The organism is Candidatus Nebulibacter yamunensis, from assembly GCF_024208055.1.
In the GTDB taxonomy this organism is placed as follows: domain Bacteria; phylum Pseudomonadota; class Gammaproteobacteria; order Francisellales; family Francisellaceae; genus Caedibacter; species Caedibacter lacustris.
Genome location: NZ_JAMBMW010000006.1, coordinates 52,228 through 66,229, shown reverse-complemented (window position 1 = coordinate 66,229; position 14,002 = coordinate 52,228). Strand labels below are relative to the sequence as shown.

Here is a 14,002-nt window from a genome sequence, read left to right as displayed (position 1 = left end):
AATTAAAGCTCTCTTTTGACTTCAACTGTCTCAAATACTTCGATTTGGTCGCCAACTTTAACATCATTATAATTTCTAACACCAATACCACATTCAAAACCTTTTTTGACTTCAGACGCATCATCTTTAAAGCGCTTTAACGACTCAAGAGAGCCTTCATAAATCACCACTTGATCACGCAACACACGAATTGGGTTATGGCGCTTAATCACACCATCAACAACCATACATCCTGCAATCGCACCATACTTAGATGACCTAAAGACATCACGCACTTCAGCAATGCCAATGATTTGTTCACGAAGCTCAGGCGACAACATCCCAGACATTGCTTGCCTCACATCATCAATCAAATCATAAATGATACCGTAATAACGAAGCTCAATACCATCTATCTCAGCTTGCTTTCGTGCTACTGCATCAGCACGAACATTAAAACCAAACAAAACAGCTTGTGAAGCAACTGCAAGTGAAACATCTGAAATCGTGATTCCACCTATGCCTGAAGCAATAACCTCTACCTTGATATCATCATTTGATAACTTCACAAGTGATTCTCGAATCGCTTCAACTGAACCTTGAACGTCTGCTTTTACAATTACATTGAGCGTTTGACGTTCGCCACTGGACTCGCCCATGCGATCAAATAAGCTTGAAAGTTTGCTTGCTTGTTGTTGTTTTAAACGTTCATCCTTTTTCTTATGAGCCCTAAATTCTGCTACTTCACGCGCTGTTTTCTCATCTTTAACCGCAACCATCTCATCCCCTGCATTTGGCACGTTTGAGAGCCCTAAAATTTCAACAGGCATCGATGGCGTGGCTCGATCAATTTTTTGCCCTAAATCATTCATCATCATGCGAATGCGACCATATTCCGTTCCACAAAGCACAATATCACCCTGATTTAATTCCCCACTTTGAACAAGCACAGAAGCAACTGCACCATGCCCTTTATCTAAGCGTGACTCAATGACTATACCTTTAGCAAAACCTTTTTGAACAGCTTTAAGTTCAAGCACTTCAGCTTGCAATAACACTGCATCTAATAAATCATCAATACCTTGACCAGACTTTGCTGAAACATAGGCAAACATGACATCGCCACCCCAGTCTTCAGCAATAACATCCAACTGAGATAACTCTGTTTTAATACGATCTGGATCAGCCTCAGGTTTATCCATTTTATTAACGGCTACAACGATTGGCACTCCAGCTGCACGCGCATGCTGGATTGCTTCTTTTGTCTGTGGCATCACACCATCATCTGCTGCGACAACAAGAATAACGATATCGGTACTGCTTGCACCACGTGCACGCATAGCTGTAAAGGCTTCGTGTCCAGGTGTATCTAAGAAAGTAATTTGACCTTTTAGTGTTTTTACTGCATAAGCACCAATGTGTTGAGTAATGCCACCTGCTTCGCCAATAGCAACCCGTGTTTTGCGAATATAGTCTAAAAGAGAGGTTTTACCGTGATCCACATGCCCCATGATTGTAACAACTGGCGCTCTTGGTAATGCCTCTTGATCGGATGAGTCAATTAACACAGTATCCTCAATCACGTCTCCTTTGTGCAAAGTATACTCATGCCCCAACTCTTCAACAATGAAGATTGCTGTTTCTTGATCTAATGGCTGATTAATAGTTGCCATTAGACCCATTTTAAACAGTATCTTAATAAGCTCAGCAGCCTTAACCGCCATCTTTTGTGCTAACTCATTAACTGTCATACCTTCAAAAATCACAACCTGCTTTGTTACCTTCTCGACAGGTTTTGTAAATTGCTGAGTTTTGACTTTATTAACTTGTAACTTCTTAGGTTTAGAGGATTTACGTACAAATGTTTCATAGTCTTCTTCTTCGTCATAAATACTTCTTGACGACTTTTTACTAACCTTTGATTTTTTGTTTAGCTTGTGTACCGCTTCATCCTCTTCTTCACTTTGCTTACGTTTAGGTTTTTCTACTTGCTTCTTGGGAGGGGTTTTAACTTTAGACTCATCCTCATTTTCCACTATAGGAGTAACGGACTCTGGTCTTGATGTAATTTTAAAGCCACCACTGCTAGGTTTTTCTACTTTCTCTACTTTAGCAGCGGGTAAAAGAGTAGCTAACTCCTCGTCGAAAATTTGGTCAGCAGCTCCTGGCATGACTGTTTTTTTATCAACTTTAGCAGGCATCTTAGGTTTAGGAATAGCCTTTTCAACACTTGACTTTAATTCTTGTCGCTTATCTTCAATCGATTCTTTTGCTTTATTTTCTTTTTGAGCTTGCCGTTTAACTTGATGCGCTACAGCATCGTGTTCAAATTTCACTTCACTAGCATCCATATTTTGGTACTCAGTTTTAGCTGTTTCAGCATAACTTTCAAGCCCTGAATCTGGCTGATGATCATCTTGAGTGACTTTTTCTAACTCAATCTCCTCATCATGCTTACTTTTATGGGACTCATGCCCATCCAAAGTGGGGGCTGCAAATGTTTTCTTTTTGCGGACTTCAATATTCACCTTGCGATTACCTGAAACTTTTAACTGCTTGGTGGTTTTGCGTTGTAAAGTAACTGATTTGGCTTGAACTGCACTGCCGCTTTGAATAAACACAAGTAACTGATTTTTTTCTGCATCACTAACTACGTCGCTTACACTTTTTTTGTGCACCCCAGATTGCTCCAATTTTTCTAGCAGCACTTTTTCATCAATTTTGATTAGCTTGGCTAACTGAGCCACTGTAATTTCTGCCATGACTACCCCCTACTTTTTCTTATCTTCATCAAACCAAGGCGCACGTGCAGTCATAATCAAAGCTGCAGCCTGATCTTCCGATATAGTAATAAACTCTCTTAGATCATCTACTGCCAACTCTGCTAAGTCTTCCATTGTGATCACATTATTATCTGCTAAAACTTGCGCCCACTCTGGTGTCATTCCTTCCATTTTTAACAAATCTTCTGCTGGCTTATTGCCGGCAAGTGCTTGTGAAATAAGCGCGGTTTTAGCACGCTCTTGCAACTCTTCACAAATTTCATTATCAAAGCCCTCTATCGCTAACATTTCATCGCGTGCAACATAGGCGACTTCTTCCAATGTTGAAAATCCTTCTTCAACCAAAGCTTCAGCAACACCTTGATCAATATCAAGTGCTTCGATAAATAATTGCATGCTTTTTTGCAACTCTGCCTGATGTGTTTTTTCCGCAACTGTATCGGCAATCACATTGATATGCCAACCTGTTAATGCCGTTGCTAAGCGCACATTCTGACCACTTTTACCAATTGCTTGTGATAATTGATCTTCTTTGACTGCTACTTGCATCGATTGCCTATCTTCATCTTGCACAATAGAAGTTACCTCAGCAGGAGCCAATGCGTTAATCACAAATTGTGCAGGATTCTCATCCCATAACACAATGTCCACTCGCTCACCTTGCAACTCATTGGTAATAGCTTGAATACGTGAACCACGCATACCAACACATGCACCGACAGGATCAATCCGTTTATCATTTGACTTTACCGCAACTTTAGCACGCGAACCAGGATCCCGGGCAATACCGACAATATCCATTAGTTCTTCTGCTACTTCAGGTACTTCTAATATCAATAACGCATGTAGCATTTTTTTGTGCGCACGTGTTAAAATGATTTGTTGACCCTTGACATCTTCATCGATCCTTAAAATACAAGCTCTTAACTTATCATTTAAACGATAATTTTCTTTAGATACCAACTCTTTACGTGGTAATACACCTTCAGCATCATCACCCAAATCAACAATTAAAAAATCACGTGTCACACGTTTAACTTCACCGTAAACAATTCTACCAACTTTATCACGGAACTTCGAAACCATTTGTCTACGTTCTTCATCACGCACTTTCTGCATGATGATCTGTTTTGCTGTCATTGCAGCAATACGTCCAAATTCAACCGATTCAACAGCTTCTTCTAATATATCACCAACTTTAACATTATGACCTTTTTCACATGCCACATCTACGTAAAGCTCTGCGGCATAATTCTCAATTTCATGATCTTCATCAACGATTTGCCATTGGCGGAAAGTTTCATAATTACCTGTTTTTTTATCTATTCTAACAATGATTTCAGCACCTTCTTCAAAGCGTTTTTTTGTCGCCATTGCCAAAGCTTCTTCCATTGCTGAAAAAAGCAAATCTCTTGAAACCTCTTTTTCGTTGGCTACGGTTTCAATTACTAACAGTAATTCTTTACTCATCACGTCCACCTTTTCACTTTCAATTTAAAACTTTGGCACAACACGCATTTTGTCAACGTTAGCAAAATCGAAGCCAATCACTTCACCCTCTTCTGTTTTAATCGTCACCAACTCACCATTTACTTCAGTAATAGCACCTTCAAAACGGCGGCGATTATTTTCAGTTGGCTGGTGCAACTGTACTTTTACCTTAAACCCTTCTAATGCTCCTGCCTGTTTGGCGTTAAACACTCGGCGATTCATACCAGGAGAAGACACCTCTAAAGAATAGGTTCCACTGATTGGATCTTCAACATCCAAAATCGCACTTACTGCTTGGCTAACCTCTTGGCAATCATCTATTGAAATACCTTCCTCATGATCAATAAATATACGCAAAGTCACCGCACCTGTATCAACAGAATACGCATCCATCTCGATTCCCCACAGAATAAAACCTAGCGCTTGTACTTCTGGCTCTACAAGGTTCTTTAATTGATCGATTAACATTCCCCAATATACTCCTTGGATATAAAAAAAGGACCACTACGAGTCCTTTTTATCTACAAAACAAAAAGGCCCAACAGGGCCCGAAAATCTCGATATTTATTTGGTTGGTAGCGGGGGCTGGGTTCGAACCAACGACCTTCGGGTTATGAGCCCGACGAGCTACCAGGCTGCTCCACCCCGCGTCAACTGCGAGACATATTAACAATTCTTTTTTAAATTGCAAGTCTTAAGTTCAAGTTTTTAAATAATTAATCAATATTTTTGACATTTGCCTTTTCTTTGTATAACACACTTGAAGTACTGAAACAAAAAGTAAGTACTGAAACAAAAAGTTTAGGGGGAACGGTTAACATCTTATTTTCTTTCAGCAAGATTCACATAGGCTTTTCAAAACTTTGCAGACCATTTTTTTTGGATAAGTTCACGCGCTTTTGATTATATAGAGTCAATTTAGAGTACCTCAAATTTATATGGCGCACAAAAAACACAGTTAATCTAACTTGCAATCTTATTCTATCGCTTATTTATAAATCTCGTTATAATCTCTCACCTATATCAATACCCCCCAAAAACTATAAAACAAATAGGTAAGTATCACTATGTCACAAACGTATACGGCAAAAGAACTTTTTTCACGTGCTGATTTAATTGATCAACAGATTACCGTTAAAGGCTGGATTCGAAGCCGTCGTGACTCAAAAGCTGGGATTTCATTCCTAACCATTCATGATGGTTCGTGCTTTGATCCCATCCAAGCGATTGTCGAAAACACTCTTCCCAATTATCAAAATGAAATTTTAAGTCTTACCAAAGATTGTGCAGTTGAAGTCTGTGGAAAACTTGTTGCCTCAGAGGGCAAGGGGCAAAGCGTTGAAATCCAAGCCAATAAAGTGATTGTTCACGGCTGGATCGATAATCCTGAGACTTATCCTGTTTCACCCAAACGCCATACGATGGAGTATCTTCGTGAGCATGCTCATCTGCGTGTGCGCACCAACCTTATCGGAGCAGTTGCACGTATGCGTCACAGCCTTGCCAATGCAATTCATAATTTCTTTCACCATGAAGGTTTTTTCTGGGTTAACACCCCTATCTTAACCTCTAACGATTGCGAAGGTGCAGGCGAGCTCTTCCGTGTTTCCACTTTGGATCAATTGAATTTACCTAAAACGGACAAAGGGGACATAGATTACAGTCAAGATTTTTTTGGTGGTGAAACCTTTTTAACCGTATCAGGACAGTTAAACGTTGAAACTTACTGTATGGCACTATCCAAAGTATATACTTTTGGTCCTACTTTTAGAGCCGAAAATTCGAATACTTCTAGACATTTGGCTGAATTTTGGATGGTAGAACCAGAGATTGCATTTGCTGATTTAAATGATGACGCGCACCTTGCTGAAAAACTCTTAAAATCTGTTATTAAAACCGTTATTGATGAGCGCAAAGACGATATTGCGTTCTTTGAGCAGTTTATCGAAAAAAATCTAATCAATAAATTAAATTCCGTCATTAATAACGATTTTGTCCGTGTCCAATACACTGATGCAATCAAGATTCTAAAAACCTGTGGCAAGAAATTTGAGTATCCTGTGGAATGGGGTTTGGATCTACAATCAGAGCATGAACGTTATTTATGTGAAGAACATTTCAAAAGCCCAGTAGTACTCATGAACTACCCTAAGGATATTAAAGCATTTTATATGCGTTTAAACGATGATCAAAAAACAGTTGCCGCAATGGATATACTCGTCCCTGGCATCGGTGAAATCATTGGTGGCAGTCAACGTGAAGATCGACTTGAAATCCTGGATAAGCGCATTGCCGAAACGGGTGTTGATGCAGAAGGTTTATATTGGTATCGTGATCTTCGCCGTTATGGTAGTGTGCCACATAGTGGTTTTGGCTTAGGATTTGAACGTTTGTTAGGCTATATTACAGGTGTGCCAAATATTCGTGATTTAATCCCTTTTCCACGCACACCTGGCAACGCTAAATTTTAAGCGCATAAATGTCTGCGCAATTAGACAAAAAAGATCTCTTTAAATCAACCTTAATACTTGGATTCATCACTTTTTTATCACGCATACTTGGATTTGCTCGCGATATGTTATTTGCCAAATATTTTGGTACTACTAGCGCAATGGAAGCTTTTATTGTTGCTTTTCGTGTCCCTAATTTCATGCGTAGACTTTTTATTGAGGGTTCAATAAGCCAAGTGCTTGTACCTAGTTTAAGTAAGCAAAGTACACATCAACGTTTAAATTATTTATTTCGTCAACTGATTACCCTTATTGGTGGCATAAGCCTTATTGTTGCGTTTTTAGGCTTTATTTTTGCCAGCATTTGGATCAGCATATTCGCACCTGGTTTTTACAACGAACCCAGCAAATTTGCACTATCAAAATCATTATTGCAAGTGATGTTTCCTTATGTGTTCTTTATATCGTTAAGCGCTCTATTTTCTGCGCTTTTAAACCGATTCGAGCGTTTTTTCCTGCCAGCGTTTATGCCGATAGTGCTCAACCTTTGTATGATTCTTTTTATACTCTACGCTTCTTACTTTAATTCACCCATTTATGCAATTGCTTGGAGTGTGCTCATTGCTGGCATCCTCCAAACGTTACTATTTATTCCAGCTATTTTGTATTTAAAAATAAGTCTCATCCCTCTTATTCGCAAACCTTCTTACTGCATTAAACGTATTCTCAAACGCTTATTGCCAGGCATTATTGGGGCTTCCGTTGTACAAATAAGTTTACTATTGGATACGATATTTGCGTCATTTTTAAAAACCGGTAGCCTTTCATGGCTTTATTATCCAGACCGCTTGAATCAATTCCCATTAGGAATTTTGGGGATTGCTTTAGCTATTGCTATCCTACCTAAACTGAGTAATCGCTCCATTACTCATGTTCAATTTAAGCAAATTGTCAACTGGGGAATTAAGCTAAGCTTAGTTATCACCATTCCAGCAGCATGTGGAATGTGCGTTTTATCCTATCCCATCCTTACTACCCTCTTTCAATATGGTAAATTTACAGCTTTTGATGTCATCCAATCTCAAAGGGCTTTTATTTCTTTTGGCATTGGACTCATTACCTTTGTGTTAATTAAAGTACTTATTTCGGCTTTATATGCCAAACATCACACAAAAGTTGCATTAAAAATTGGAGTGTTTTGCATTTTATTCAATGTTATCAGCAATATCATTTTAATTTCTATTTTAAATACACATGAGCTTGGCTATTTAGCACTTGCCATTTCAACTACACTAACTGCAGTTATTAATGCAGCTTTACTATTTTATGCCTTATATCGCTATAGCCATTTCCAACTTGAGCCAGCTTTTTTCGCGCTTATTATTAAAGTTCTACTAGCAAGCCTTATTATGTCAGCTGTACTTTACCTTGTTAAAGGAGAGTCCTCACTTTGGCTTCATGCCGATTTTATGCAACGCGTCACCCGTTTAGTTTGGCTTATCATACTAGGGATTGCCTGTTATTTTATGTCTATTTTTCTGCTTGGGATACGAGTTAGAGATTTTAAAAATCACTAAAATCAAAGCAGTATGAGTCGGTATGCTCTCCACCTTATCAAAAAGTAAATATCGCCGTTTGTAAAGAGATTGGCATAGATACTGTCAACAGTTTTAGTAAGTTATTTTATACATGCCTATAGCTTAATGGATAGGATAGGTACAATTGTAAAGCTTGCATAATGATCTCTTTTGAATAATCGCAACCGATAAAATTCAACATTTGATCAAATGTTTGAGTTTGAATGCAAAAACAATATTAGTTTCATTAATTATTGTAAAGTTTGCGATAAAACCCAATTTTTGACAATAAATCAGCCTATTTGTCCTAAATTTTATGTTGGACTGGATTGTTATAATTTGACCAGCATAATTGTAAGAAAGATAAAAAAGAGAATATTTACATGTCGAAGTCTACTTTCTTAAATCGTTCCATGGATGAACTACCTAATTATTTATGTAGTAATCAAAATTATTTAAAGACGCATCCTCATTATCTTATTGAAATAGAAAAATTTTATTTATTCGAAAATCTATTAAAATCATATATACAGAATTTAAAATCTCAAAATTCATTACTTGCAAATAACAAACTCAATACTATAGATAATCTAAAAAAGATAGTAACTAGAACAGAGGGCGAATTATCCCAGTTTAAAGCTGAACCTAAATATCAAATCGAATATATACTCTCAAATTTTAGAGAAAATGCAATAAAAGAATTAGACGTCTTAAGTAATAATAAGGAATTTATCAAGCACAGGAATACTGTTGATTCACATTATCAAATTATTAAATTTTTTAGAAACGTTTTAAATGGCAATTTCAAAGCAGCGTTTTCAATGGAAACTAATTCTTCAAAAATGCTTAATAAAATGAATACCCTTTTGGAAAGCAAAAAAGAAGTTTTTAATTCTCCAGCAAATAAAAATGAAGATATATTATTTACTATGATTAAAGACATGCCAATTAATAATCCTGAAAATAGAGCTTCTTATATTGACAAATACCTTAAAGAAAAAAATTTACATTTAAATGACGATGGACAGGAGTATTACAATAATCTAAACACCCATCAGCTTAAAAATCTAAAAAACCTTAATCCTAAGGAATTACATGACGCAGTAAATGGGCATATTCCTTGTAAGATTAATGCTAAAGAACTAGAAAATTGTTTCATACGTACTCACGAATATCAAAACAACATTAGCAGTTCCCGCTAAGTCAAGTTAAGTCTGCTGTATACTTTGATTTCATATTTAGCCAGATCTATAACACTCCTGCATTGACATCTTTAACAAGGGAGACATCAATCCATAAAGAAGATTATTTCTAATGTTAACAAATGGGTACATTATAAACCATGACATCAATAAACTCGTATGATTTACTTGTTGGGGTGAGATTGAAGAAGGAGAACAAAGTGAAGGGTGTTATAACACTAACAATTACGATGTTATGTGGTTTTTACAGCTTATCAATGGCAAATATTGCTATTGATGATCTTTATGATATTTGATCTGAAGATAAAGTCACTTTTTCTAAAACAATTCATAATGATGATCCCAATAAAACAGCTTATGTCAAAATTGAACTAGTGGAAGTAAAAAATCCACTATCTGATAATAAAACTGAAAAAACACTTCTGCCAAAAGAAATGTCAGAATCATTATTCGTGACACCAAGTAGGTTAATTATTCCACCTGGACAGTCAAAAAATATTCGTTTTTACTATCCAAAAGGCAGAAATAAAGATGAGGTTTCTTATTATCGTGTCAATATGACACCTGTTGCACCAAAAAAAGAAGATGGTTTTGCGCTTTCAGATAAAGAACTTTCAGATAATGACGGAATATCCGCAGGTGTAGGAATTACGATAGGTTTTTCCAGTATTTTAGCCGTTCAACCACAAAACGCCTTTTACAAAACAACCGTTTCGCAAAAAGATGAGGCTATTTATATTTACAACAATGGTAATGCCGTTATTGAAACAGAAGTTAAAGCAAAATGTAAAACAAATGACTCATTGAAAACAGGCGGTGTTACTGTCAATCATTCATATTGTAACCAACAAGGTGTGTTTGAACAAAAATATAAAGTTTATCCACAAAAAAATCGTGTCATAGATACATCCTTTCTTAAAGAGAACATTGAAATTCAAGTTTTTGAAAATGGTAAGAATACCCAAAAACAGCGCTATTTCCTTGCGTAACCAAAAAGTAAAAAGTTAAACCTAAATTTACAAAAAAAGACAAAAATAAAAATGCGAATAGCTAAATGATTTAATTATTTCTTGTTTAGATTGAGCTAGGAAAGGTTACAAATTATTTACTTCTAAGAACCTATTTCGACACAAATTTAAGCCAATTAGTAATTGAAACTCAAGTCAACAACCAAAAAAGGAGTATGTAATGATAAAAAGTAAAAAAATTTTAGCTACAACCGTAATGGCAAGCTTATTGGGCGGTATTGCGGCTTCCTATGCTGCTACTGTAACTGATACAAAAACAGTTAAAGTTGAAATAGAAGTAGGAGCAAAAGTGTTAAAAGATGTATTAAAGTTGACACCAGATACATCAACAAAAGCGACAAAAAGAGCAGCATTAGATACTAGTAAAGGAACTTCTGAAATTCACGACTTCTTAGAGTGGAGTGATGGTGCTACAGGGAAACTGGACATCTCTGTTACTGGAACACAAGAAAGTGGTACATATGTAATCAAATCAAGTAGTGACACAATGCCAATAGAGTTTGAGATTGGTGGTCAAAAAATCTCTCCCAACTCAAATTTCACCATTGATAACCTAAACGCTAATGATAAAAAAGATTTAAAAATAATCTATGGTGATGGAAGCAATAGCTATCCATCAGGAAACTATACAGGCGATTTTGACTTTAAGATTGAAGCAACCTTTTAGTTTAATTAATAATTAAAGTGTAGAACTTTATCCTACGCTAAGAATTATTATGGCAAATCACTTGCCATGCGAAGTTGAATACTGCCGCTGGCGGGATTTTCACGATAAGTCTAAACACTTCATGGGAATCCGTTTAGAAAGAAAACTTTTCTTAAACATGCAGAAAAGTGCCAGCATCTCAAGTATGGTCGGTCTTGATAACTCAACCGTCCAGCTAAATTAAAGTAAGTTTTTAATCTCATTCTTGTCATATCGAGAATGAGATCACGAAGAATTTAGTTATATAAAGATCAGACAAAGTCAAATTGTTCCAGTTAAATGCTACGATGAAATTTAGGTATTATTTATGAAATCAAAAAAGCTAAAAAAGCTTTTACCACTTTTGTGGATGAATTTGCTCTGTATGCCAATAGAAGCTATTTCATCCATTGCAACTGATCCAAAACTTAAACCAGGTGTTGAAGGCTTAGAGAGTATTCCTGAAGATTTTATACCACAATTATCTGATGCCATTGAAGTTGAAGTCTCTCTTTTGGGTATTGAATTAGGGCAACATATCATTAGTTTGCGTGGTAGTAAGGTTTTTTTAGATGTTGTCGAGGTATTTCAACATAGTAAAATTGAATTAAAAGACAACGCTCGAAAGATTCTAAATGAACTATTTAGTCAAGGCGTTGATCCAAATCAAATTATTGAGTGTCTGCCAGAGTGGGAAAAAAATGGGCTTTGCCAAGCTGATGTGCCTTTTTTTATGATCCAATTAGATTTAAACAGTATGCGCTTAAAATTATGGTTACCCAGTGAAGCATTTAACTATCAATCTCAACAAAGTTATAAATATCTCAGTGCACCAAATGTTAGTCATATTAGCTCTTTTTTAGGCTATCGATTTAACTTTGATTATGCAGATCGACGAGATACAAACTACTATTTAGAGTTGGATAATGTGACTGGTTTTGGACGAAATCATCTAAATAGTAGTGTTTTTTTACAACAAAGTCGTTACCAAAAAGATATTCGTATTAATAACGTTTATTGGCAATATGATCAAGAAAAGCTGTATTCACGGTTAGGCTATTTTAATAATGCCAATTTTTACAGTGGACAGAATACTTATAATTTAAATTATGCTTTTAATGGAAAAGGTATTATTGCGGAATTAGGTAGTTCAGATAACCTATCTTTATCTTCGCAAAAAGCATCCCTGATTCCTATTCCTTTATTTATTAATGCAAATTCAGTTGTCAACGTTTATAAAGATGGGCGGTTAATTTCGGTACAAAATTTTAGTGCGGGTAATCATATATTACAAACTGAGAGCTTTCCTGATGGTATTTATCCAATTCAAATTAAAATTCCCCAAGGTGGTCAAGTGGTTAATACAGAAACCGCCATGATTAATAAACCTTCATCATTAGGAAAGTTGCACGATAATAATAGGAATTACCGGCTTTGGTTAGGAATGGTTGCTAAAGATCAAAATTCAGCAATTAAAGCTCCTTACCTTGGTGGTAACTTTGCTAGCGTAATAAACAAACAAACAGTCATGAATTTTGGGGGCTATGGTGTTGATAATTTAGCCCTTGGTGAATGGGATACGGAAGTTTATTTACCGTTAAATACACAAATTACTCAAACTGTTGCGCTAGATTCACGCTTAAATTATGGCTATAACTTGCAGCTATCCAATATGTGGTTTAACTATTTTTCTACCAACGTTTGGTATAACACCAACAGTAAAAGTGACAACCCATATAGCCCATTTAAATCACGTTATAATAGGATAGGGATTTCATCTTACTTAAACTTAAGCCCAATTAAACTTGGTTCAATTTCTGCCACTTATAGCTATAGTTTTCATAACAGCAGAGATAGCCTAAGTACATCTTATTTTCATAATTTGTATTATCGGAACAACTGGAATGTTAGTGCTTCTGTTAGTTACAACAAAACTTTCTCAGGCAATGAAGATAAACAAAACAACTACGCCTTTATGCTCAATATTTCTTATACTTTTGGCAATGGTAATACATTAAGTGATTATCTACGCTATTCACCAACAGATAAGCAAGTCTCTAATGGTCTAAGCTTTAGACCAAACTTAGATCATCCTTATATACGGTATGTAAATGCCAATGTAGATTATCGTAAAGACTATGTTAATGGTCTATTCTCGACTAGTGTTAAATCGGATTACATGCAAGGTGATTTATCAACATCAGTGGTTAGTCAAAACAATCAAGAAAATTATGGTGCTTCTGGTAGCTTATATGGTGGCATAAGCTTAACACCTCAAAGCATCACAGCTCATAACGATCACCGTAGCAAATCAGGTGTGGTTATTCATTTAGATACGGAAGATAAAAAGCATAAAATGTCCACACAAATCAATGGGGTACGTTATCCGATTTACAAAGGGGATAACTTTATCTCATTACCTCATTACAAGCAATATAGCGTTTCTTTAAGCGATCATCCCGATGAAGCACAGTTATTGCAATACTTAGATAAAAGTGAATTCGTAAGCCTATATCCTGGCTCTGTTTACTATATGACACGCGAAGCTTTCCCAATCATTGATGTCATTGGACAAATTATTGATAGTAAGGGCAATCCTATTGCACATGCCAAAGTGCAAAACCATGTGGAAACTACAAGCTATAGCGATGAGTCTGGCTTTTTTGTTGTAAGTATTAGTAAAACAAAACCCACATTAAAAATTACAACAAACGATCAAAGCTGTATTTATAACTTTGATGCAACAGAAATTAAAAATGCACAGCCTGGGTATTGGGTTGGCACGCTAAAATGTGAAGGGGTATAAA

9 protein-coding genes and 1 tRNA gene are annotated in these 14,002 nt (G+C 36.2%); 6 read left to right on the top strand and 4 right to left on the bottom strand.

Annotated features, from left to right (window positions below):
- Positions 1-2: 2 nt before the first annotated feature.
- The 4 genes from infB to M1V25_RS04195 all read right to left on the bottom strand — a co-directional run bounded on the left by infB (position 3) and on the right by M1V25_RS04195 (position 4,903).
- The gene (infB, locus tag M1V25_RS04210) at positions 3-2,741 is read right to left on the bottom strand and encodes a translation initiation factor IF-2 (RefSeq protein WP_498842529.1); all 2,739 of its coding nucleotides are present in this window, start codon (positions 2,739-2,741) and stop codon (positions 3-5) included.
- Between the two features lie 9 nt (positions 2,742-2,750).
- Positions 2,751-4,232: a transcription termination factor NusA gene (nusA, locus tag M1V25_RS04205; RefSeq protein ID WP_498842528.1), complete on the bottom strand. Its 1,482-nt coding sequence runs from the start codon at positions 4,230-4,232 to the stop codon at positions 2,751-2,753.
- Positions 4,233-4,256: 24 nt separating this feature from the next.
- On the bottom strand, positions 4,257-4,721 hold the full coding sequence (rimP, locus tag M1V25_RS04200; protein WP_116963593.1) for a ribosome maturation factor RimP: 465 nt from the start codon (positions 4,719-4,721) through the stop codon (positions 4,257-4,259).
- 105 nt (positions 4,722-4,826) lie between these two features.
- Positions 4,827-4,903 (bottom strand) — tRNA-Met (locus M1V25_RS04195).
- Between the two features lie 417 nt (positions 4,904-5,320).
- Between M1V25_RS04195 and asnS the strand changes: the two genes are divergently transcribed.
- The 6 genes from asnS (at position 5,321) to M1V25_RS04165 (ending at position 14,001) form a co-directional block, all read left to right on the top strand.
- The gene (asnS, locus tag M1V25_RS04190; RefSeq protein ID WP_498842527.1) at positions 5,321-6,724 is read left to right on the top strand and encodes an asparagine--tRNA ligase; all 1,404 of its coding nucleotides are present in this window, start codon (positions 5,321-5,323) and stop codon (positions 6,722-6,724) included.
- 8 nt (positions 6,725-6,732) lie between these two features.
- Positions 6,733-8,280: a murein biosynthesis integral membrane protein MurJ gene (gene murJ, locus M1V25_RS04185; RefSeq protein WP_498842526.1), complete on the top strand. Its 1,548-nt coding sequence runs from the start codon at positions 6,733-6,735 to the stop codon at positions 8,278-8,280.
- Between the two features lie 383 nt (positions 8,281-8,663).
- The gene (locus M1V25_RS04180) at positions 8,664-9,482 is read left to right on the top strand and encodes a hypothetical protein (protein WP_498842525.1); all 819 of its coding nucleotides are present in this window, start codon (positions 8,664-8,666) and stop codon (positions 9,480-9,482) included.
- Positions 9,483-9,856: 374 nt separating this feature from the next.
- Positions 9,857-10,471 carry a hypothetical protein gene (locus M1V25_RS04175; RefSeq protein WP_498842524.1) on the top strand — a complete coding sequence of 205 codons (615 nt, stop codon included), beginning with the start codon at positions 9,857-9,859 and terminating at the stop codon, positions 10,469-10,471.
- A gap of 199 nt (positions 10,472-10,670) precedes the next feature.
- Positions 10,671-11,177 carry a hypothetical protein gene (locus M1V25_RS04170; RefSeq protein WP_498842523.1) on the top strand — a complete coding sequence of 169 codons (507 nt, stop codon included), beginning with the start codon at positions 10,671-10,673 and terminating at the stop codon, positions 11,175-11,177.
- Between the two features lie 346 nt (positions 11,178-11,523).
- Entirely contained in the window at positions 11,524-14,001 is a 2,478-nt protein-coding gene (locus M1V25_RS04165) for a TcfC E-set like domain-containing protein (RefSeq protein ID WP_498842522.1), read from the top strand.
- Position 14,002 lies beyond the last annotated feature (1 nt).

What these genes read in the sequence shown, in the direction of transcription:
- infB (WP_498842529.1), bottom strand. Translation starts at nt 2,741, where the DNA reads ATGGCAGAAATTACAGTGGCTCAGTTAGCCAAGCTAATCAAAATTGAT.
- nusA (WP_498842528.1), bottom strand. Translation starts at nt 4,232, where the DNA reads ATGAGTAAAGAATTACTGTTAGTAATTGAAACCGTAGCCAACGAAAAA.
- rimP (WP_116963593.1), bottom strand. Translation starts at nt 4,721, where the DNA reads ATGTTAATCGATCAATTAAAGAACCTTGTAGAGCCAGAAGTACAAGCG.
- asnS (WP_498842527.1), top strand. Translation starts at nt 5,321, where the DNA reads ATGTCACAAACGTATACGGCAAAAGAACTTTTTTCACGTGCTGATTTA.
- murJ (WP_498842526.1), top strand. Translation starts at nt 6,733, where the DNA reads ATGTCTGCGCAATTAGACAAAAAAGATCTCTTTAAATCAACCTTAATA.
- M1V25_RS04180 (WP_498842525.1), top strand. Translation starts at nt 8,664, where the DNA reads ATGTCGAAGTCTACTTTCTTAAATCGTTCCATGGATGAACTACCTAAT.
- M1V25_RS04170 (WP_498842523.1), top strand. Translation starts at nt 10,671, where the DNA reads ATGATAAAAAGTAAAAAAATTTTAGCTACAACCGTAATGGCAAGCTTA.
- M1V25_RS04165 (WP_498842522.1), top strand. Translation starts at nt 11,524, where the DNA reads ATGAAATCAAAAAAGCTAAAAAAGCTTTTACCACTTTTGTGGATGAAT.